At 51.5% G+C, this 21,028-nt stretch carries 24 protein-coding genes; 6 read left to right on the top strand and 18 right to left on the bottom strand.

Features of this window, described 5'->3' with window-relative positions; translation table 11 throughout:
* Positions 1 to 144: 144 nt before the first annotated feature.
* Together ACJHXB_RS02695 and cyuA are read left to right on the top strand one after the other, a co-directional pair.
* Positions 145 to 1,476, top strand: coding sequence for an amino acid permease (locus ACJHXB_RS02695; RefSeq protein WP_000401574.1), 1,332 nt, complete (start codon positions 145 to 147; stop codon positions 1,474 to 1,476).
* Positions 1,477 to 1,503: 27 nt separating this feature from the next.
* Positions 1,504 to 2,814: a cysteine desulfidase gene (gene cyuA / locus ACJHXB_RS02690; protein ID WP_000460505.1), complete on the top strand. Its 1,311-nt coding sequence runs from the start codon at positions 1,504 to 1,506 to the stop codon at positions 2,812 to 2,814.
* Positions 2,815 to 2,873: 59 nt separating this feature from the next.
* Here the strand turns inward: cyuA and yhaL are convergent, their stop codons facing one another.
* Complete coding sequence (gene yhaL / locus ACJHXB_RS02685; protein ID WP_001306007.1) at positions 2,874 to 3,038, bottom strand: protein YhaL; 165 nt, start codon at positions 3,036 to 3,038, stop codon at positions 2,874 to 2,876.
* Positions 3,039 to 3,060: 22 nt separating this feature from the next.
* Positions 3,061 to 3,762 (bottom strand): pirin family protein, encoded by a 702-nt coding sequence (locus tag ACJHXB_RS02680; RefSeq protein ID WP_000633566.1) that lies wholly within the window; start codon positions 3,760 to 3,762, stop codon positions 3,061 to 3,063.
* A 104-nt stretch (positions 3,763 to 3,866) separates the two neighbouring features.
* Here ACJHXB_RS02680 and yhaJ point away from each other — a divergent pair, with 104 nt between their 5' ends.
* A complete protein-coding gene (gene yhaJ / locus ACJHXB_RS02675) occupies positions 3,867 to 4,763 on the top strand; it encodes a DNA-binding transcriptional regulator YhaJ (RefSeq protein WP_001041019.1) in 897 nt (298 codons plus the stop codon).
* A gap of 50 nt (positions 4,764 to 4,813) precedes the next feature.
* On the opposite strand, the gene ACJHXB_RS02670 is transcribed toward yhaJ, so the two are convergent.
* The 13 genes from ACJHXB_RS02670 to exuT form a co-directional block, all read right to left on the bottom strand.
* Complete coding sequence (locus ACJHXB_RS02670) at positions 4,814 to 5,170, bottom strand: DUF805 domain-containing protein (protein WP_001198784.1); 357 nt, start codon at positions 5,168 to 5,170, stop codon at positions 4,814 to 4,816.
* 241 nt (positions 5,171 to 5,411) lie between these two features.
* Positions 5,412 to 5,777, bottom strand: coding sequence for a DUF805 domain-containing protein (locus tag ACJHXB_RS02665; protein WP_000384145.1), 366 nt, complete (start codon positions 5,775 to 5,777; stop codon positions 5,412 to 5,414).
* A gap of 293 nt (positions 5,778 to 6,070) precedes the next feature.
* A complete protein-coding gene (gene yqjG / locus ACJHXB_RS02660; protein ID WP_000531217.1) occupies positions 6,071 to 7,057 on the bottom strand; it encodes a glutathionyl-hydroquinone reductase YqjG in 987 nt (328 codons plus the stop codon).
* Between the two features lie 69 nt (positions 7,058 to 7,126).
* Positions 7,127 to 7,519: a DoxX family protein gene (locus ACJHXB_RS02655; RefSeq protein WP_000732240.1), complete on the bottom strand. Its 393-nt coding sequence runs from the start codon at positions 7,517 to 7,519 to the stop codon at positions 7,127 to 7,129.
* A 185-nt stretch (positions 7,520 to 7,704) separates the two neighbouring features.
* Positions 7,705 to 8,004 carry a YqjK-like family protein gene (locus tag ACJHXB_RS02650; RefSeq protein WP_000096086.1) on the bottom strand — a complete coding sequence of 100 codons (300 nt, stop codon included), beginning with the start codon at positions 8,002 to 8,004 and terminating at the stop codon, positions 7,705 to 7,707.
* Complete coding sequence (locus ACJHXB_RS02645; protein WP_000785722.1) at positions 7,994 to 8,398, bottom strand: phage holin family protein; 405 nt, start codon at positions 8,396 to 8,398, stop codon at positions 7,994 to 7,996. The genes ACJHXB_RS02650 and ACJHXB_RS02645 overlap by 11 nt, the downstream gene beginning before the upstream one ends.
* A 2-nt stretch (positions 8,399 to 8,400) precedes the next feature.
* Positions 8,401 to 8,706, bottom strand: coding sequence for a YqjD family protein (locus tag ACJHXB_RS02640; RefSeq protein ID WP_000031415.1), 306 nt, complete (start codon positions 8,704 to 8,706; stop codon positions 8,401 to 8,403).
* 37 nt (positions 8,707 to 8,743) lie between these two features.
* The gene (gene yqjC / locus ACJHXB_RS02635) at positions 8,744 to 9,112 is read right to left on the bottom strand and encodes a DUF1090 family protein YqjC (protein ID WP_001295543.1); all 369 of its coding nucleotides are present in this window, start codon (positions 9,110 to 9,112) and stop codon (positions 8,744 to 8,746) included.
* Between the two features lie 146 nt (positions 9,113 to 9,258).
* Positions 9,259 to 9,642: an EnvZ/OmpR regulon moderator MzrA gene (mzrA, locus tag ACJHXB_RS02630; RefSeq protein ID WP_001166760.1), complete on the bottom strand. Its 384-nt coding sequence runs from the start codon at positions 9,640 to 9,642 to the stop codon at positions 9,259 to 9,261.
* A 3-nt stretch (positions 9,643 to 9,645) separates the two neighbouring features.
* Positions 9,646 to 10,308 (bottom strand): DedA family general envelope maintenance protein YqjA, encoded by a 663-nt coding sequence (gene yqjA, locus ACJHXB_RS02625; protein ID WP_000422149.1) that lies wholly within the window; start codon positions 10,306 to 10,308, stop codon positions 9,646 to 9,648.
* A gap of 21 nt (positions 10,309 to 10,329) precedes the next feature.
* Positions 10,330 to 10,413 carry a hypothetical protein gene (yqiM, locus tag ACJHXB_RS02620; RefSeq protein WP_212735802.1) on the bottom strand — a complete coding sequence of 28 codons (84 nt, stop codon included), beginning with the start codon at positions 10,411 to 10,413 and terminating at the stop codon, positions 10,330 to 10,332.
* Positions 10,414 to 10,652: 239 nt separating this feature from the next.
* Positions 10,653 to 11,429, bottom strand: a complete 777-nt coding sequence (exuR, locus tag ACJHXB_RS02615) for a transcriptional regulator ExuR (protein WP_000406499.1) — start codon at positions 11,427 to 11,429, stop codon at positions 10,653 to 10,655.
* A 129-nt stretch (positions 11,430 to 11,558) separates the two neighbouring features.
* Positions 11,559 to 12,857, bottom strand: coding sequence for a hexuronate transporter ExuT (gene exuT / locus ACJHXB_RS02610; RefSeq protein WP_001226465.1), 1,299 nt, complete (start codon positions 12,855 to 12,857; stop codon positions 11,559 to 11,561).
* Positions 12,858 to 13,339: 482 nt separating this feature from the next.
* On the opposite strand from exuT, the gene uxaC reads away from it, so the two are divergent.
* From uxaC to ACJHXB_RS02595, 3 genes are all read left to right on the top strand, one after another.
* Entirely contained in the window at positions 13,340 to 14,752 is a 1,413-nt protein-coding gene (gene uxaC, locus ACJHXB_RS02605) for a glucuronate isomerase (protein ID WP_000187442.1), read from the top strand.
* 14 nt (positions 14,753 to 14,766) lie between these two features.
* Positions 14,767 to 16,254: an altronate dehydratase gene (uxaA, locus tag ACJHXB_RS02600; RefSeq protein ID WP_001199356.1), complete on the top strand. Its 1,488-nt coding sequence runs from the start codon at positions 14,767 to 14,769 to the stop codon at positions 16,252 to 16,254.
* Between the two features lie 82 nt (positions 16,255 to 16,336).
* On the top strand, positions 16,337 to 16,888 hold the full coding sequence (locus tag ACJHXB_RS02595) for a YgjV family protein (RefSeq protein ID WP_000128138.1): 552 nt from the start codon (positions 16,337 to 16,339) through the stop codon (positions 16,886 to 16,888).
* A 4-nt stretch (positions 16,889 to 16,892) separates the two neighbouring features.
* Here the strand turns inward: ACJHXB_RS02595 and sstT are convergent, their stop codons facing one another.
* The 3 genes from sstT to ACJHXB_RS02580 all read right to left on the bottom strand — a co-directional run bounded on the left by sstT (position 16,893) and on the right by ACJHXB_RS02580 (position 20,987).
* On the bottom strand, positions 16,893 to 18,137 hold the full coding sequence (gene sstT / locus ACJHXB_RS02590; RefSeq protein WP_000211655.1) for a serine/threonine transporter SstT: 1,245 nt from the start codon (positions 18,135 to 18,137) through the stop codon (positions 16,893 to 16,895).
* A 615-nt stretch (positions 18,138 to 18,752) separates the two neighbouring features.
* Positions 18,753 to 19,718 (bottom strand): TerC family membrane protein Alx, encoded by a 966-nt coding sequence (gene alx / locus ACJHXB_RS02585; RefSeq protein WP_001098805.1) that lies wholly within the window; start codon positions 19,716 to 19,718, stop codon positions 18,753 to 18,755.
* Between the two features lie 282 nt (positions 19,719 to 20,000).
* Complete coding sequence (locus tag ACJHXB_RS02580; protein WP_410233459.1) at positions 20,001 to 20,987, bottom strand: Gfo/Idh/MocA family protein; 987 nt, start codon at positions 20,985 to 20,987, stop codon at positions 20,001 to 20,003.
* Positions 20,988 to 21,028 lie beyond the last annotated feature (41 nt).

The raw sequence follows: 21,028 nt of genomic DNA, 5'->3' as shown, positions 1-21,028 counted from the left end.
AGTCTTGATTGTGAAGATTTTCTCTGACCTCGCGCGTATCATTTCTTTATTCTAATAACTCGCCTGCAAAAACGTAGACCGCATATCGCCTTGATGCGGCTCGGAAAAAAATAATAAGCCCTACAAAATATTGAGCGAGAAATTATGGAAATTGCATCGAATAAAGGCGTCATTGCAGACGCTTCGACCCCGGCGGGTCGTGCTGGAATGAGTGAGAGCGAGTGGCGAGAAGCGATCAAATTCGACAGTACTGACACCGGCTGGGTGATTATGAGTATCGGGATGGCGATTGGCGCGGGGATTGTTTTTCTCCCGGTGCAGGTCGGTTTGATGGGATTGTGGGTATTTTTGCTCTCATCGGTGATTGGTTACCCGGCAATGTATCTGTTTCAGCGGTTGTTTATTAATACGCTGGCAGAATCACCAGAATGTAAAGATTACCCGAGCGTCATTAGCGGCTATTTAGGTAAAAACTGGGGCATCCTGTTAGGTGCACTCTATTTCGTAATGCTGGTGATTTGGATGTTCGTCTATTCCACCGCCATCACCAACGATAGTGCTTCCTACCTGCATACCTTCGGCGTGACGGAAGAGTTGCTGTCAGACAGTCCCTTTTATGGTCTGGTACTGATTTGCATTCTGGTGGCGATCTCCTCACGCGGCGAGAAATTGTTATTCAAAATTTCGACGGGGATGGTGCTGACCAAGCTGCTGGTGGTCGCGGCGCTGGGCGTGTCGATGGTGGGAATGTGGCATCTGTATAACGTCGGTTCGCTACCGCCGCTGGGGCTGCTGGTGAAAAACGCCATTATTACGCTGCCGTTTACCCTGACGTCGATTCTGTTTATCCAGACGTTAAGCCCGATGGTGATCTCTTATCGCTCGCGGGAAAAATCGATTGAAGTGGCGCGGCATAAAGCATTGCGGGCCATGAATATCGCGTTTGGCATTTTGTTTGTCACCGTCTTTTTCTACGCCGTGTCGTTCACGCTGGCGATGGGACATGACGAAGCGGTAAAAGCCTACGAGCAGAATATTTCCGCGCTGGCAATTGCGGCGCAGTTTATTAGCGGTGACGGCGCAGCGTGGGTGAAAGTGGTCAGCGTCATTCTCAATATCTTTGCAGTAATGACCGCGTTTTTTGGCGTCTATTTAGGCTTTCGCGAAGCAACGCAAGGGATCGTAATGAACATCCTGCGTCGCAAGATACCTGCCGAGAAGATTAACGAAAATCTCGTTCAGCGCGGCATCATGATTTTCGCCATTTTGCTGGCCTGGAGCGCCATCGTACTGAACGCCCCGGTGTTGAGCTTCACCTCTATCTGTAGCCCGATTTTCGGCATGGTAGGGTGCCTGATCCCGGCGTGGCTGGTTTACAAAGTACCGGCATTGCACAAATACAAAGGGATGTCTCTGTACCTGATTATCGTCACTGGTTTGTTGCTTTGTGTTTCTCCGTTCCTGGCATTTTCTTGATTTACCTGAAATTTTAAGGTTTTTAATATGTTTGATTCGACTTTAAATCCGTTATGGCAGCGTTACATCCTCGCCGTTCAGGAGGAGGTAAAACCGGCGCTGGGGTGTACTGAACCGATTTCACTGGCGCTGGCGGCGGCGGTTGCTGCGGCAGAACTGGAAGGTCCGGTTGAACGTGTAGAAGCCTGGGTTTCGCCAAATCTGATGAAGAACGGTCTGGGCGTCACCGTTCCCGGCACGGGAATGGTGGGGCTGCCGATTGCGGCGGCGCTTGGGGCGTTAGGTGGAAATGCTAACGCCGGGCTGGAAGTGCTGAAAGACGCAACTGCGCAGGCAATTGCCGATGCCAAAGCACTGCTGGCGGCGGGGAAAGTCTCAGTTAAGATCCAGGAACCTTGCGATGAAATCCTCTTCTCACGCGCCAAAGTCTGGAACGGTGAGAAGTGGGCGTGTGTCACCATCGTCGGCGGGCATACCAACATTGTGCATATTGAGACGCACAATGGCGTGGTGTTTACCCAGCAGGCGTGTGTGACAGAGGGCGAGCAAGAGTCGCCGCTGACGGTGCTTTCCAGGACGACGCTGGCTGAGATCCTGAAGTTCGTCAATGAAGTCCCGTTTGCGGCGATCCGCTTTATTCTCGATTCTGCGAAGTTAAATTGCGCGTTATCGCAGGAAGGTTTGAGTGGTAACTGGGGGCTGCATATTGGTGCGACGCTGGAAAAACAGTGCGAGCGCGGTTTGCTGGCGAAAGATCTCTCTTCATCCATTGTGATTCGTACCAGCGCGGCATCCGATGCGCGTATGGGCGGCGCTACGCTTCCGGCGATGAGTAATTCAGGCTCGGGTAACCAAGGGATCACTGCAACAATGCCTGTGGTGGTGGTAGCAGAACACTTCGGGGCCGATGATGAACGGCTGGCGCGTGCGCTGATGCTTTCGCATTTGAGCGCGATTTACATCCATAACCAGTTACCGCGTTTGTCTGCGCTTTGTGCCGCAACGACCGCAGCAATGGGGGCCGCCGCCGGGATGGCATGGCTGGTGGATGGGCGTTATGAAACCATCTCGATGGCGATCAGCAGTATGATCGGCGATGTCAGCGGCATGATTTGCGATGGTGCGTCGAACAGCTGCGCGATGAAGGTTTCGACCAGTGCTTCGGCTGCGTGGAAAGCGGTGTTAATGGCGCTGGATGATACCGCTGTGACCGGCAATGAAGGGATTGTGGCGCATGATGTTGAGCAGTCGATTGCCAACCTGTGTGCGTTAGCAAGCCATTCGATGCAGCAAACGGATCGGCAGATTATCGAGATTATGGCGAGCAAGGCCAGATAAACGCCAGGTTTTGGGTATCGTGCCGGATAAGGCGTTTACGCCGCATCCGGCACCTGTCTTTACGCGGTAGCTTCATCCTCGGCTAAACGCGTTTCAGCATCCGCGACGATGGCTTCCAGCTCGCTCAACATCTCTTCATAGCCAAAATTATTGGCGGTGCGAGCAGGTTCTTTCGCCACCACGGGCTTCACTGGCTGACGCTTTTTGGCCGATTTTTTACTCATCATCATCTCCCTGTAAAAACAACTAGACAGGCAAATCTATCAGCAAAGCGCGCAGTGGGGAATCGGCAACCAGCGTAATGTTAGCCTCGTCACGAATAAACGCCCCATCACCGCAGGTTAGCGCCGCTTTCTCTTCATGATGCGTAAGCGCATGAAATTGCCCGTGAATCGATTGCAAATACGCGCGTGGCCCATGCAACTGGAAATTCGCACTTTCGCCTTTGTCGAGCACGATATGGTGCAGCCATACTTGTTGGCGTAATTGCAGGCTTCCCATCGCACCCTCTGGCGAGGCGATTAATTGCTGCTTGTCCATATTAAGCGCCAGCTTTTGAATCAGCGGATTCTCTCGCTGCGGGCAGGCATCCAGCCAAAGCTGCATTCGCGTTAACGGTTTGTCTTTGCTGAGATTGTGTTCGCTATAGCTGACACCCGGCTGGGTAGAGAGCAGCAACACCTCACCAGCGCAGGCCTGAACATGATTGCCTTCGCTGTCGCGATACTCTGCTTCTCCATCCAGAATCACATTTAAAATATCGACTTTGGGATAGGTTCGCGGCTGAAAGGCGGCACCTGGGGCCAGCACTTCCTGGTTAAGCACGCGCAGGGAGGCATAGCCTAACAATTTCGGGTCGAAGTAGTGTCCAAAGGAAAAAGTATACCGGGCCTGCAACCATCCGTAGTCTGCTTGTCCACACTGCCTGGCAGTTCGGGTAGTAATCATAATTCTTGACCTCTCTTTACTTCCTTTTATGGTAAGGGGCTGGACGCTACATTGTTAGCCAGATATTCTGCCCGGTATGTTCAAATTTCCTGAATGAGAACGAAATGGCCAAAGAAAGGGCATTAACGCTGGAAGCACTACGGGTTATGGATGCGATCGATCGCCGGGGCAGTTTTGCGGCGGCGGCGGATGAGCTGGGACGCGTGCCTTCCGCACTTAGCTACACCATGCAAAAACTGGAAGAAGAGCTGGATGTGGTGCTGTTTGACCGCTCGGGTCATCGCACCAAATTCACCAATGTCGGGAGGATGTTGCTGGAGCGAGGGCGCGTTTTGCTGGAAGCCGCAGATAAACTGACTACTGATGCGGAAGCTCTCGCGCGCGGTTGGGAAACGCATCTCACCATTGTGACCGAGGCGCTGGTACCGACACCTGCCTTATTCCCGTTAATCGACAAACTGGCGGCAAAAGCCAATACCCAACTGGCAATCATCACCGAAGTGCTGGCGGGGGCGTGGGAACGGCTGGAGCAGGGGCGGGCGGATATCGTTATCGCGCCGGATATGCATTTTCGTTCCTCGTCGGAGATCAACTCGCGCAAGCTCTATACCTTAATGAACGTCTACGTTGCCGCGCCTGATCACCCGATTCATCAGGAGCCGGAACCGTTATCTGAAGTGACGCGCGTGAAATATCGTGGAATTGCGGTGGCGGATACCGCTCGTGAGCGCCCGGTGTTGACCGTACAGCTGCTGGACAAACAGCCGCGCTTAACGGTGAGCACGATTGAAGATAAACGTCAGGCATTACTGGCGGGGCTTGGCGTGGCGACGATGCCGTATCCGATGGTCGAAAAAGATATTGCGGAAGGGCGGTTGCGTGTCGTCAGCCCAGAATCGACCAGCGAGATCGATATTATTATGGCCTGGCGTCGTGACAGTATGGGGGAAGCGAAATCCTGGTGTCTGCGGGAAATTCCCAAACTTTTTAGCGGAAAATAATATTTGTTATTGTTAATAAAAAGGGGCGAAATATCGCCCCAATTTTAATATTAATTTGAACCAAACTTCGGATCGTTTCCGTAACGATTGCTGCCAGAAGTACCTTCTAAACAGGCAAATACAAACAGAACTAACCAGCCAATGACCGGTACCAGATAGAGAAGCGCCCACGCACCTGAACGGTCAGTATCGTGCAGACGACGAACGCACAGAGCAATGACCGGAATGATTGTTGCTGCCAGGTAAATGAGAGAAAGGAATGGAAACTCTAAACCTAAAATCAATTGAATGACATTGATAATAGCGCCGACGATGGCGTTAATCAGAGTAAACATCCAGTACTCTTTACGACGTGCGCGACCAGAGAAACCAACATAATTTTTTAATACGGCTAAATACCACTGCATAAAAACATCCCTTTAATTAAAAGTTGCGAAAGTCTATTCCGGGGATGGAGTAAATGCTATTCGTATCTTTCTTTTTCGGATGTTATAAAGGTTTTGATATTTAAGATAAATATATGGTTATTTTTTATAGGTAATTTATATAACGACATTGAAATATTTTAAATAAACATTAGTAAATTATTCATTCATCAACATGATGATAAAAGCCGGATGAGTCAGACATCCGGCGAGCAGATTTGTTTTAAGGTTCCAGTTTTGGATCTGGTCCAAAGCGGTTTTCGCCTGGCGTACCCGCCTGGCAGTTAAAGACGATGATAATAAGCCAGCCGATAAACGGGATTAAGAATAGCAGTGCCCACCACGCCGAGCGGTCGGTGTCGTGCAGGCGGCGGAACTGAACCGCCCACCACGGTAAAAACACCAGAATACCGTAGATTGTCGTCAGGATGCCTTCGCCACCAGCGCGTTGCCAGCCTAACATTTTATCCAGCAGCCCCAGCACGAACGTAAAGATGATGTTGACCAGAATAAACATCCAGTACTCTTTGCGCCGCGCACGACCCCGGAAACCGACATAATTTTTTAGTACTTTCAGATACCAGTCCATTTTTGCCTCAATTTTGCTCAATCACTTGTTTTTAAAGCAGCAAATTAAGAATAGACGTGAATGAAATGGCAGTAAATATTCGTTCAATGAATTAATAAGGTGCTTTGAAGGCGCGCTAAAACTGATGACAAGTGCAAAATTGCCAGATGCACTACGCTTATCTGGCTTACGCTGTCCTTGCAACATATTGAATATAAAAAGTTTTGTGGGTTGAATAAGGCGTTCACGCCGCATCCGACATGCACAACATGCACTTAGCTAATAATCAGAGGCACCCCGTAAGGTGCCTTTTTTTAACCGAAGCGAACATCTCGTCCATGCGGTTCATCGAGATCCTGCCACGGACCAATTGAAATAATCCCCGTAGGGTTGATGGTCTTATGACTGCGGAAGTAATGATTACGGATGTGATCGAAATTGACGGTTTCGGCAATCCCCGGCATCTGGTAGATATCGCGCAGAAAACCATACAGGTTCAGATAATCGCTGATGCGGTGCTTATCACACTTGAAGTGGGTGACATACACCGGATCAAAACGCACCAGCGTGGTCCACAGGCGAATATCGGCTTCGGTTAGCTGGTTGCCGGTCAGGTAACGATGCTGGCCTAAAATCTGTTCCAGTCGCGCCAGCGATTCAAACACTTTCACTACCGCCTCGTCGTAGGCTTGCTGGCTGGTGGCAAAACCGGCTTTATACACGCCGTTGTTAACGGTGTCATAAATCCAGCCGTTAAGTTCGTCAATTTTCGGTTGCAGGGCTGGTGGGTAGTAATCTCCAGCTTTCGCACCCAGCGCATCAAACGCGGTATTGAACATGCGGATGATTTCCGCTGATTCGTTGCTGACGATGGTGTGGTTCTTTTTGTCCCACAGCACGGGAACAGTAACTCGTCCGCTGTAGTGTGGATCGGCGTGGAGATAAAGCTGATACAGAAATTCATGTTGATAGAGCGTATCTCCGGTTGCTCCCGGAAAACTGTCATCAAAGGTCCAGCCGTTTTCCAGCATCAGCGGGTTCACTACGGAAACGGAAATAAACGGTTCCAGTCCTTTGAGTTTACGCATGATCAGCGTGCGGTGCGCCCACGGGCAGGCGAGTGAAACATAGAGATGATAACGATCTTTCTCTGCGGTAAAACCGCCTATGCCAGTGGGGCCAGGAGTGCCATCGGCAGTGAGCCAGTTACGAAATGCGGAAGCTGAACGTTGAAATTTACCGCCGGTGGATTTGGTATCGTACCAGGTGTCATGCCAGACGCCGTCAATCAGTTGACCCATTTTTCTCTCCTCCAATAGCAAAAACGAGGAGCTTCCTCCTCGTTTTTTATCGTTAAGTATAGCTCGTGCTTACCACTTTTTATTCAGCAGGCGGTCGATGCTATACGCGCCCGGACCGGTAATTGCCAGCAGCAGGAATCCGCCAGAAATTGTCAGGTTTTTCATGAACATCAGTGAGTTGACGCCTTCAGCAAAGTTGCTGTGAAATAAAAATGCCGTCAGCAGCGTAAAGCCCGCAGTAAACAGGGCTGTGGTGCGAGTCAGGAAACCGAACAGGATTGCCAGACCACCACCAAACTCAAGCAGAATCACCAGCGGCAGCATAAAACCCGGGACGCCCATCGCTTCCATATATTGTTGGGTACCCGCGTAACCAGTAATTTTTCCCCAGCCTGCGGTAATAAACAGAATCGGCATTAAAATGCGCGCTACCAGTACACCAACATCTTCTAATTTTTTCATCATACTCTCCACTGCGCCACTCAGGCTGCTGATTGTTTTTTTGTGCAAGGGCGCGGTATTAGCGTCGTTGCTGTCGATGGAGAGAATCATAAACGTGGTGAATGATGATTGTTAGCAAGGAAAACTGTCAAAAATCTTCAAAAAATTTGATGGATAAGGCCGGAATGGCTCCGGCCAGAGGGAAGTTAACCGCGAAGTTGTTGCTGCTTGAGGGTCGTTTTCACCAGACGCCAGGCGCTCCATACGCCAAAACCGCGTCTGGCCCAGCGGACCAGCATATTAGGATGGCGAATCGTCCAGATCGCCATCACGCTACTGCCTACCAGCGCCCAGGAGCGCAGACTTAGCAGCATATTCCAGCGACGATCGTAAGCGCCTGTTGCCTCCAGCCATTCACGACGACTGGCGGAAAGATCCAGCCGTTGTTGCTGGATCTGGCTCAGCAGTTGCGCCTTACGTCGTTCACGTTCGACTTTACTGCTCACGGGACTCCTCCTCGAGCAGCTGCCGATCGTTTGCCAGCTCATGGCGTGTATGGCGCAGCAGGGTGGATTTACGCGATTTACGTAACGTCCAGATACCGCCAATCAGTGCCAGTAGCAGCAACACCACGGTGGTGGCAATCATCGCATTCAGGCGATATTGCGGATCAACCGCCCAAATAATCAGCACCATCAGGCTCATAAGACCAAATGCAGCGAAAAGCATCGTCAGGCCCAGCATCAGTAAAAGTTGAAAGAGATTCGCTTTTTCCTCTTCCAGCTCCACCACCGCCAGCCGCAGACGTGTTTCCACCATTTCAACCATGATGGAAACAATTCGCTGCCCGATGCCCAGAACGCTTTTACCGGGCCCTTGCGCGTGATGAGTGTCCGCCATAATTAACGACGCGACAGCAGAACGCCGAGCACTACACCGATTGCAGCGCCAATGCCCACGCCCGTCCATGGATTTTCACGCACATACTCATCGGCACGCGCCGCCGCGACACGGGTTTGTTTGGCGATGGCATCACCGGTTTCACCCAGGCGATAACGGCTCTGTTTCAGTGCCTGCTCCGCTTTGCTACGAATCTTACTCAACTCTTCTTTTGACTTCTCGCCAGATGAGCTAAGCACCTCTTCCAGCGTATCGGAAAGGGATTTCAACTCAGCACGCAGATGTTCCGTAGTGTGTTCTTTCGACATAGTTTTCTCCAGGTGAGTAAGTAGTGACTATTGTGAGTTAGTAGTCGCGCGCTTCCAGCTTTTTCAGCTCTTCCTGCGCTTCTGCCAGTTTCCGTTCGCGTTTGGCAATCTTATCGGCATCGCCTTTTTGCTTCGCCTCGGCTAAATCTTGCTGGCGTTCCGCCACCTCATCTTTCTGCTTTGCGATTTTCTTCTGATGATCGGCACGCAGCTGGCTATCTGAACAGTTGGCCCGGACTTCACTCAGGGCTTTATTCAGACCGTCAATACGATTCTGGTTTTGGTGTTTTTCGGCATAGCTGATCTCCTTAAGGATATTTTGCTCCTTTTCCTGACACAGGGTAGTGGCATAACTACCGGCACTAAGAGCAAAGAGAGAAACAGCTAAAGCGATGCGGTATTTCATTCTTGAACCTTCCATTGTGATTCGGACCTATTACAAAGGAACGATTGTCCAGACAACGAAGCGGTAGTGTTAACCACCGCCTCATTAATCATAGACAGTTACGGTGAAATCACCAAAGTCAGTGATATGTTTCGGATAACAGGAAGTTATCCGAAGCGATGAGAGTTATCCCGCAACCGGGTCAGCCACTGCATAGCCTGACTATTATTGTCCTGCTGCGCGATGATGTAGCCATGGGGCAATGTTCTGTCGAGGACCGCTTTTGCGGCGGCACTCTGGTCGCTGGAGTCAAAGGTAATTAACAGAGTGTCATTTTTGGGGGTGATACTTTTGAAAGGAATGCCGTGAGCGTCAAGGTGATGCCAGATTGAAAAACCGTCTGGCATCGTTGTCCCTTGATGAACGGCACGAATCGCCAGCGTAGACTCTTGCTGGCGAACCGCGGACCAGGCCAGCAACAGTGTGCCGACCAGAAGTAAAACAGCGCCGGACCAGGCTAGCTGGCGAAGCGACATGCGAGGTATTTGCATCCCTTACCCCCGATTTCCATATTTCTTTTTCCATAACACGACCAGAGAACCTGCCAGGCCAAACACCAGCAGCACCACCGGGAGCAGCATCAGGCATGACATCAGCTGGTCCTCGTACTTTAAAAATACCGGCGTTTTGCCGAGCATGTAACCCAGAGTTGTCAGGATCAATACCCACAGCAGACCGCTCATCCAGTTGAAGAACTGAAAGCGCGCGTTGTTCAGCCCTGATAATCCGGCAATCGTCGGCAGCAGTGTTCTGACAAATGCAATAAAGCGACCAATTAACAGCGCCGATAAACCGTGTTTATGAAAAAGATGGTGTGCGCGTTGATGATAATGCGCGGGTAAATGAGATAGCCAGTTTTGTACGGTGCGGGTATTGCCCAGCCATCGCCCCTGAATATAGCTGACCCAGCAACCGAGGCTGGCGGCAACGGTCAGCAGCAGAATCGTTTGCGGATAGCCCATCGCGCCTTTCGCAATCAATACGCCGACCAACACCAGTAAACTGTCGCCCGGTAAAAAGGCCGCCGGAAGCAAGCCGTTTTCAAGGAACAAAATTACAAACAAGACAAAATACAACATGCCAATCATCGACGGATTGGCCAGGGTTTCAAAATCCTGCGCCCACAGGGCTTGCAGCAATTGGGTCAAAAGTTCCATTCATTATTCCTGGTGAATCGGTTAACGCCACGCTGGTTTTAAAAGATGCACTACCGCAATGTTATTGCTGTTTTGGTATGTTTTGCGGGTTTGATACATCAACACAGCCTGAACTATTCCCTGTTAAATCGTGAGATAAGAAAGCATTCAAAAGCATAAATTCAAATTGAATCTAATTGTAACAAAGGTCAACGTTGTTCGTTATCAAAATTACATGTCCGTGGAGTCTGATTTTGCTGATTGCAGGGGAGGGTGGCGAGAGGATTTACACAGGCTGACACTTTATACTTTTCGCTTACCGACGAAGCAAACAGGCGCATTGCAGCGCCTGTCGGATGGAAATTTCATTTGCTGCCGCTGGTGGCCGTATCGAGATGCACTACCGGGTTTTCTGCGAACAGATAGCGGTCGGCATTGAACTCGAAATCGTCGCTGGTTTCGTTAAATAACATGATTTTGGTGTTTTCCAGATGCTGCCACATTGCCAGCTTAGCAGCATGAGGATCTTTGCGAATTAACGCCTTGAGGATCTGATCGTGGTCATCGCACCAGTTATCGACAGTACGGGCATCAATGTGTTCGTGCAGTTTTTTCCAGTACGGGTTATGGCTACGTTGGGTCCACATTTTTTCAACGATAGCCGCCAGGGCGGAGTTCTGCGTCGCCAGGGCTACCTGAATGTGGAACTGCAAATCCCACTCGGAATCACGGAAGCATTGTTCGCCGCGCGCCTGCTCCTGGATGGCCATCAGTTTCATGATGTCCTGTTTCGTTACCTGAGTTGCCGCGAACTCGGCAATATTACTTTCGATGAGCTGGCGAGCCTGGAGCAACTCAAACGGACCGTAATTGGCGAATTCCATATTATTGTCCGCCACCTGCTGATGACGCGGCTGGTTGGAAACCACGTGAATACCTGAACCTTTACGCACCTCCACATAGCCTTCAACTTCCAGCATGATGATGGCTTCACGAACTACCGTACGGCTGACGTTCTTTTCATCGGCAATAAAGCGCTCAGCAGGCAGTTTATCACCCACCAGATAGACGCCCTGTTCGATGCGCTCTTTCAGATCAGCGGCAAGTTGTTGATACAAACGGCGTGGTTCAGTGATTTCCATATGCGCTCCAGGCATGATACGGCAGACTATATTTGTTATACCACTTTTGCGAGTTTAGCTCTACTCACAGTGATGAAAAAGCCGCCTGAGAAGGCGGCTTTGAAGGGAAACTAAAACTTACACGAAGCCTTAATGTTGCGGTGCAGGATCGTTATGTGTTTCCTGCGCCACCTCAATCGCCGGTTTGTTCTGCAACACCGTCCAGATAACCAGCGCACCCAGCAGGTCAAATACTGCCAGAACTGCGAACAGCGGGCTGAAGCCGATGGTGTCAGCCAGTGCACCGACAACCAGCGCAAACAGCGTACTTGCCAGCCATGCGGACATCCCGGTTAAACCGTTCGCCGTTGCCACTTCGTTACGACCAAACACGTCGGAAGAGAGCGTAATCAGCGCGCCAGACAGTGCCTGGTGGGCAAAACCACCGATACACAGCAGCATAATTGCGACATACGGGTTGGTGAACAGACCGATCATACCCGGGCCAATCATCAGCACTGCACCCAGCGTTACGACCATCTTACGAGAAACGATCAGGTTCACACCAAACCAACGCTGGAACAGCGGCGGCAGGTAACCACCGAGGATACAACCGAGGTCAGCAAACAGCATCGGCATCCAGGCGAACATCGCAATCTCTTTCAGGTTAAAGCCGTAAACTTTAAACATGAACAGCGGGATCCACGCGTTAAAAGTACCCCAGGCCGGTTCTGCCAGGAAACGCGGCAGCGCGATACCCCAGAACTGACGGTTACGCAGGATCTGACCAACGGACATTTTCTTCGCCGTGCTCACCTGGTGCTGGGCTTCCTGACCATTAATAATGTAGTCGCGTTCTTCATCGGTCAGATGCTTCTGGTCGCGCGGATGTTTATAGAAAATCAGCCATGCCATTGCCCAGATAAAGCTCAATGCACCGGAGATGATAAATGCCATCTGCCAGCTGTGCATCACGATTGCCCATACCACCAGCGGCGGTGCAATCATCGCACCAATCGAAGAACCTACGTTAAAGTAACCTACCGCGATGGAACGCTCTTTCGCCGGGAACCATTCGGAGCTGGCTTTCAGACCCGCCGGGATCATCGCTGCTTCCGCGGCACCGACCGCACCACGAGCAACAGCCAGTCCGCCCCAGCTACCTGCCAGCGCGGTTGCACCACAGAACACGGCCCACAGCACAGCAAACATTGCATAACCGATTTTCGTACCCAGCACATCCAGTACATAACCTGCTACCGGTTGCATGACCGTATAAGCAGCAGAATAGGCTGCGATGATATAGGAATACTGTTGGGTGGAGATGTTTAACTCTTCCATCAGAGTTGGCGCAGCTGCCGCCACAGTGTTACGCGTCAGGTAACCAAGCACGGTGCCGAGCGTCACCAGTGCGATCATATACCAACGTAACCCTTTAATTTTACGCATGTAAAACCTCATCGTTTTGTTATATCCGCAGGAAGCGCGGCCATCATCCCGCCAGAGGCTGAAGATGTTAGTTACGACCGGGTAACCGAAAAAAAACCGGCACGCCCCGAACGTTGCCATGAAAGTTTCGTGCTAATTCGGCTTCCGTACCGGTTAACCCGATTCATCTAACAAATGAATGAATCGGCAATTTGCATTCCGTCGACTTATGATTTGCGACGGCAGAAAGATAACTTGTCATACAACTTTAAAAGGTGAGAGCCATCACAAATGTGGGAATATTTGTAGGGACATTACCTGACGACAGCGAGGCCAGTACTGGCGCGGCCTGCAGCGAGATTTACCACTTTGAGAGTAATTTTTTTAACTACGTTTATTGATCTATCTCACGAAAATATCTTCGGACTCTGGAAATTGGTGTGATAACTTTGTCAGCATCGCACCATAAGCAAGCTAGCTCACTCGTTGAGAGGAAGACGAAAATGACTCCGTTTATGACTGAAGATTTCCTGTTAGATACTGAATTTGCCCGCCGTCTGTATCACGACTACGCAAAAGACCAGCCGATTTTCGATTATCATTGCCATTTGCCGCCGCAGCAGATTGCGGAAGACTATCGTTTTAAAAACCTGTATGACATCTGGTTGAAGGGCGATCACTACAAATGGCGCGCTATGCGTACCAACGGTGTGGCCGAGCGTCTGTGCACCGGTGATGCGTCTGACCGTGAAAAATTTGACGCCTGGGCGGCGACTGTTCCGCACACTATCGGCAACCCGTTATACCACTGGACGCACCTCGAACTGCGTCGTCCGTTTGGTATCACTGGCAAATTGCTTTCTCCGTCAACTGCCGATGAAATCTGGAACGAATGTAATGAACTGCTGGCGCAGGATAACTTCTCCGCGCGCGGCATCATGCAGCAGATGAACGTGAAAATGGTCGGCACCACCGATGACCCGATCGATTCTCTGGAGCATCACGCAGAGATCGCCAAAGACGGCTCTTTCACCATCAAAGTGCTGCCGAGCTGGCGTCCGGACAAAGCCTTTAACATCGAACAGGCGACCTTTAACGACTACATGGCGAAGCTGGGTGAAGTCTCTGATACCGACATCCGCCGCTTTGCTGATCTGCAAACTGCCCTGACCAAACGTCTGGATCACTTCGCCGCTCACGGCTGTAAAGTGTCTGACCACGCGCTGGATGTGGTGATGTTTGCTGAAGCGAACGAAGCGGAACTGGACAGCATTCTGGCGCGTCGTCTGGCTGGCGAAACCCTGAGCGAGCACGAAGTGGCACAGTTCAAAACTGCGGTGCTGGTGTTCCTTGGTGCCGAATATGCGCGTCGCGGCTGGGTACAGCAGTACCACATTGGCGCGCTGCGTAATAACAACCTGCGTCAGTTCAAACTGCTGGGGCCGGATGTAGGTTTTGATTCCATCAACGACCGTCCGATGGCGGAAGAGCTGTCTAAGTTGCTGAGCAAGCAGAACGAAGAAAACCTGCTGCCGAAAACCATTCTCTACTGCCTGAACCCGCGCGATAACGAAGTGCTGGGCACCATGATCGGTAACTTCCAGGGCGAAGGTATGCCGGGCAAAATGCAGTTCGGTTCCGGCTGGTGGTTTAACGATCAGAAAGACGGTATGGAACGTCAGATGACCCAACTGGCGCAGCTCGGTCTGCTGAGCCGCTTTGTCGGTATGCTGACTGACAGCCGTAGCTTCTTGTCATACACCCGTCACGAATACTTCCGCCGCATTCTGTGCCAGATGATCGGTCGCTGGGTGGAAGCGGGCGAAGCACCGGCGGACATCAACCTGCTGGGCGAGATGGTGAAAAATATTTGCTTTAACAATGCGCGTGACTACTTCGCCATTGAACTGAACTAAGGTCTGGGGTTGATATGCAATACATCAAGATCCATGCGCTGGATAACGTCGCGGTCGCTTTAGCAGATTTGGCGGAAGGCACAGAAGTCAGTGTCGATAACCAGACTGTTACGCTGCGCCAGGCTGTTGCTCGTGGACATAAATTTGCGTTAACGGATATCGCAAAAGGGGCCAACGTCATCAAATATGGCCTGCCGATTGGTTATGCATTGGCGGATATTGCGGCGGGGGAACACGTTCACGCCCACAATACGCGCACGAATCTGAGCGATCTGGATCAGTATCGCTATCAACCTGATTTTCAGGATCTGCCTGCGCAAGCGGCAGATCGTGAAGTGCAGATCTATCGTCGCGCTAACGGCGATGTCGGGGTGCGCAATGAGCTGTGGATCCTGCCAACCGTGGGCTGTGTTAACGGCATCGCGCGGCAGATCCAGAACCGTTTCCTGAAAGAGACCAACAACGCCGAAGGTACTGACGGCGTGTTCCTCTTCAGCCACACCTACGGCTGCTCACAGCTGGGCGACGATCACATCAATACGCGGACTATGTTGCAAAACATGGTGCGCCACCCGAACGCGGGCGCAGTGCTGGTGATTGGTCTGGGCTGCGAAAACAACCAGGTTGCCGCATTCCGTGAAACGCTGGGCGATATCGATCCTGAACGCGTTCATTTCATGATCTGCCAACAGCAGGATGATGAGATCGAAGCCGGGATCGAGCATCTGCATCAGCTGTATAACGTGATGCGCAACGACAAGCGCGAGCCAGGCAAACTTAGCGAACTGAAGTTTGGTCTGGAGTGCGGTGGTTCTGACGGTCTTTCTGGTATTACTGCTAACCCGATGCTGGGGCGTTTCTCTGACTACGTGATTGCTAACGGCGGTACTACCGTACTGACCGAAGTGCCGGAGATGTTCGGCGCAGAGCAGTTGCTGATGGACCATTGCCGTGACGAAGCAACGTTTGAAAAACTGGTCACCATGGTCAATGACTTCAAACAGTACTTTATTGCCCATGACCAGCCGATCTACGAAAACCCATCGCCGGGGAACAAAGCGGGGGGTATCACCACGCTGGAAGATAAATCCCTTGGCTGTACCCAGAAAGCCGGTTCCAGTGTCGTGGTTGACGTGCTGCGTTACGGCGAGCGTCTGAAAACGCCGGGGCTGAACTTGTTAAGTGCGCCAGGTAACGATGCCGTAGCGACCAGCGCTCTGGCGGGTGCGGGCTGCCATATGGTGCTGTTCAGTACTGGTCGCGGCACGCCATACGGCGGCTTTGTACCGACGGTGAAAATCGCCACCAACAGCGAACTGGCGGCGAAGAAAAAACACTGGATCGACTTTGACGCGGGTCAGCTGATCCACGGTAAAGCGATGCCGCAGTTGCTGGAAGAATTCATCGATACCATCGTTGAGTTTGCCAACGGTAAGCAAACCTGTAACGAGCGTAACGACTTCCGCGAACTGGCGATCTTCAAAAGCGGCGTAACGCTATAAAGTCGAAATGAGTTGTTAATAAAAAACGGCGTTTCATAATGTGAAGCGCCGTTTGCTTTTCCAGACCTGCTAAGGATTTATCATGACCGCGTATTGGCTGGCCCAGGGCGTGGGTGTCATCGCCTTTCTGATTGGTATCACAACATTTTTCAACCGTGACGAACGCCGCTTTAAAAAGCAGCTTTCGGTCTATAGCGCCGTTATTGGCGTACATTTTTTTCTTCTGGGCACCTATCCCGCCGGTGCCAGTGCCATCCTTAATGCCATTCGTACATTGATTACCTTACGCACGCGCAGCTTATGGGTAATGGCGATTTTTATTGTGCTGACTGGCGGAATTGGCCTCGCGAAGTTCCATCATCCTGTCGAACTACTGCCGGTAATCGGCACGATTGTCAGTACCTGGGCGTTGTTCCGCTGTAAAGGGCTGACCATGCGCTGCGTAATGTGGTTTTCAACGTGTTGCTGGGTGATTCACAACTTCTGGGCGGGGTCGATAGGCGGCACGATGATTGAGGGGAGTTTTCTGCTGATGAATGGTCTGAATATCATTCGTTTCTGGCGGATGCAGAAAAGGGGAATTGATCCTTTTAAAGTAGAGAAAACCCCTTCCGCCGTAGACGAAAGGGGTTAAACAATTAATTACGCAGGGCGCTATTTGCCAGACGATCGTCTTCTGCCTGGCAAGCTGCCGCAGTGAACAGCACGTCAGTTGAAGAGTTCAGCGCGGTTTCGCAAGAGTCCTGCAATACGCCGATGATAAAGCCAACGGCAACCACCTGCATGGCGATATCGTTCGAAATACCGAACATATTACAGGCCAGTGGGATCAGCAGCAGAGACCCCCCCGCCACGCCGGATGCGCCACAGGCACACAGAGAAGCCACTACGCTCAACAGCAGCGCTGTGGGCAGATCGACCGGAATACCCAGCGTATTAACCGCAGCCAGCGTCAACACGGTAATGGTGATTGCTGCGCCCGCCATATTGATGGTGGCTCCCAGCGGAATAGAAACGGAATAGGTATCGCGATCCAGATTCAGCTTTTCACACAGCGCCATATTCACCGGAATGTTCGCTGCAGAGCTGCGGGTGAAGAAGGCATACACACCGCTTTCACGCAGGCACAGCAGCACCAGCGGGAACGGGTTACGACGAATTTTCCACCACACCAGCAATGGGTTAACCACCAGCGCCACCAGTAACATACAGCCAACCAGCACGACCAGCAGTTGCGCGTAGCCCCACAGTGTGGAGAAACCGGTGGTTGCCAGGGTAGAAGAAACCAGACCAAAAATACCGATCGGTGCGAAGCGAATGACCAGTTTCACCATAAAGGTGACGGCATTCGACATATCGTTGACCAGGTTTTTGGTGGTCTCGTTACCGTGACGCAGTGCGAAACCGAGGCCAATTGCCCACACCAGAATCCCGATGTAGTTACCTTTCAGCAGCGCGTCGATGGGGTTGGAAACCATGCTCATTACCAGCCCGCGCATCACTTCGACAATGCCAGACGGCGGCGAAATATCACCCGCGCTACTGGACAAGTGCAGGGTAGAAGGGAAGGCAAAGCTGAAGACTACTGCGGCCAGAGCAGCAGAGAAGGTGCCCAGCAGATAGAGGAACAAAATAGGGCGGATATTGGTTTTCTGCCCGTGCTGGTGGTTAGCAATAGATGCCATTACCAGCATCAACACCAGGATGGGGGCAACGGCTTTCAGTGCGCCGACGAACAAAGTACCTAACAGACCAACAGCTTCCGCCGCGGGTTTTGAGATCCATGCCAGAAGAATCCCCAGAACAAGGCCGACCAGGATTTGTTTTACCAGGCTGCCATGAGCCAGACGCCGGAATAGCCCCGGTGAACGTTGCGTAGTCATTTTTCGATCCTTTCATTGTGTTGTCGCACATCCCTGGTGCGTTCTGTCGACGCATCTTTCAGGATGTAACAAAGTGTTTGCAAGGTCGAGTATAAGGAAAGTTACAGCTTCGGGAAGCGAAAAATGCTGGATTTTAAAGAGAGGTCATATTTTGCAACTTAATGGTTACATTTATTTGACATAAACAGAGGGAAGGACTGGCTACTAAGGCTGATTAGATAACATATGGGCAAAACTATTTGGAATATGAGAACGGTTGCGCTCCTTTAATGTGCTATGCCATATAAAGTCACTGCCGCAGGGAGCGCGCAGGGGGCGGCCAATCGCCGCCGCCCCCTGCACCCCCAGGCTCTGGCGAACAAAATCGCCGCTGCGCGGTTCCCTCAGCTTATCCCTTGCGGCTACCGGGTCGGGCGCAAGGGAACGTCCCTGTAAGATGCGCCCTCGCCGCGCATCCATGCGCGTCGCCCCGGCCTCCAGGGAACGCTTCGGCGATTTTGACGCCACCAACACCCGTGCGGTCTTTTTGTAAAGAGCTATAAGCCGATTACATAATTAATAGCTCACCTTTGTCTGGAATGAGTTATCGCTAGTAATGGCTTAATATACAGCGAATCATTCTCCCCGCTGCTTATCATGCCGATAATTCACCCAGGCGTTGATAATAAACGTCATCACCAGAATGCCAAAAACCACGCCCAGCGAGACGGCGATTGGAATATGGTAGAAGTCGACAATCAGCATCTTGATACCGATAAACACCAGAATCACCGCCAGGCCATATTTGAGCATCGAGAAACGTTCTGCTACGCCCGCCAGCAGGAAATACATCGCACGCAGGCCGAGGATCGCAAACAGGTTTGAGGTCAGCACAATGAACGGGTCAGTGGTCACGGCGAAGATAGCCGGAATGCTATCCACGGCGAAAATCACGTCGCTCAATTCCACCAGAATCAGCACCAGCATCAGCGGCGTGGCATACAGCAAGCCATTCTTACGCACAAAGAAATGCTCGTTGTCGATGGTGTCGGTCATGCGCAAATGACCGCGCAGCCAGCGCACCAGCGGCTTGTCGCCAATGCCTGATTCATCTTCATGGGCCAGCGCCATCTTCACGCCGGTAAACAGCAGGAAGGCACCGAAGATATACAGGATCCAGTCGAACTGCGAAATCAGCCAGCTGCCAGTGAAGATCATGATGGTACGCAGAACAATCGCCCCGAGTACGCCATACACCAGCACGCGCCGTTGTAACGCCGCCGGAACAGAGAAATAGCTGAACAACATCAGCCAGACAAAGACGTTATCGACCGCCAGCGATTTCTCAATCAGATAACCCGTGAGAAAGGCCAGTGCCTGTGGATCGGCAACGGCGCGACCTTCGGTTTGCACCAGATACCACCAGAAAGCGGCGTTAAACAGTAACGACAGCGTCACCCAGACCAGCGACCAGGCCGCAGCCTGTTTCATGGTCATAGCATGTGCCCCACGACGCCCCTGCAACAACAGGTCGATAGCCAGCATAATGGCGACAACAACAGCGAATCCGCCCCATAGCAACGGCGTGCCGACAGTATTCATAGAAGTTCCTTACACATAAAAAAACGGCCAACGTCGGAAGACGTCAGCCGCTGCTTTTTATGCATAGACCTCGCCTTCCGGCAAGGTCTCACTTACAACAAAAAAGGAATACGTCTGCGTATTCCTTTCGGGTTGCCCGGTGACCGGATGTGGTTTTGCACACATCGTAATGACGATCGACCGGCAATGAAGTTACTCCCCTTTGCAGGTAACAAAGTATGACAGACCATTCAGTCAGTCAATGGTCTGTTACATGCCTTTTACACTGCTTTACGGTAACCATTATTGTTTTACGCTATCTGCCGGAAAAATCACCCCAGTCTGGCGGCGGATCTCAGTCAGCAGTTTGGCGGTGATGCGACTGACCGCCAGCCCTGGATGATCCACCAGATGTTCATCCACCATTTCAGCAAACAGCTCTGCTTCGTAGAGCATGGTATTAATATGCTGCGGTTGGGTGAGATCCTGCATCTGGCTGCCACGCGGAACAAAGCAAACTTTCTGGCATTCAGACAGTTTTTCAATCACCAGCGATCCTGCTTCGCCCTGAATCTCGCTTGCCAGGACAGAATCGCTCACTTTTGAGTGCTGCAACGTAACGCTGAAATCACCGTAATCCATCACCACCACGCCGTGGGCATCCACACCGCTTGCCAGCAAACTGGCGGTTGCCTGCACGCTTTTCGGTTCACCGAATAATGCCACCGCCGACGCCAGGCAGTAAAAGCCGATATCCATAATTGAACCGTTAGAGAATGCCGGATTAAAGGTGTTGGGATTCTCACCATCCAGGTAACGTTGATAGCGTGAGGAATACTGGCAATAGTTGAAAAAGACTTTACGCAGTTTGCCGACTTTCGGCAGTGCCTGGCGTAACAGATGAAAGTTCGGCAGGCTGGCGGTTTTAAATGCCTCAAACAGCACCACCTGATTTTCCCGCGCACAGGCAATGGCGGCATCCACTTCCGCCAGATTCGATGCCAGCGGCTTCTCGCAAATCACATGAATTTTGTGGCTAAGGAAAAGTTGTGTCTGGGAAAAGTGCAGGGCATTCGGGCTGGCAATATACACCGCGTCAATGGCATCGCTTTCTGCCATCGCTTCCAGCGACGTAAACAGATGCTCGACAGAAAAATCATTGGCAAAGTGCTGGGCCTGTTCAAGGCTGCGGGAATATACGGCGGTTAACTTGTATTTACCGCTCTCATGGGCGGCCTCGACGAACTGGCGAGTGATCCAGTTCGTACCAATCACAGCGAAACGTATCATAACGCGTGGATACTCCATAAAGGGATTCTGCCGTCAATGTA

Origin of the sequence: Escherichia sp. WS3227_2, assembly GCF_046486495.1 — a bacterium.
GTDB lineage: Bacteria > Pseudomonadota > Gammaproteobacteria > Enterobacterales > Enterobacteriaceae > Escherichia > Escherichia coli.
This window is presented reverse-complemented; position numbering and strand designations above follow the sequence as displayed.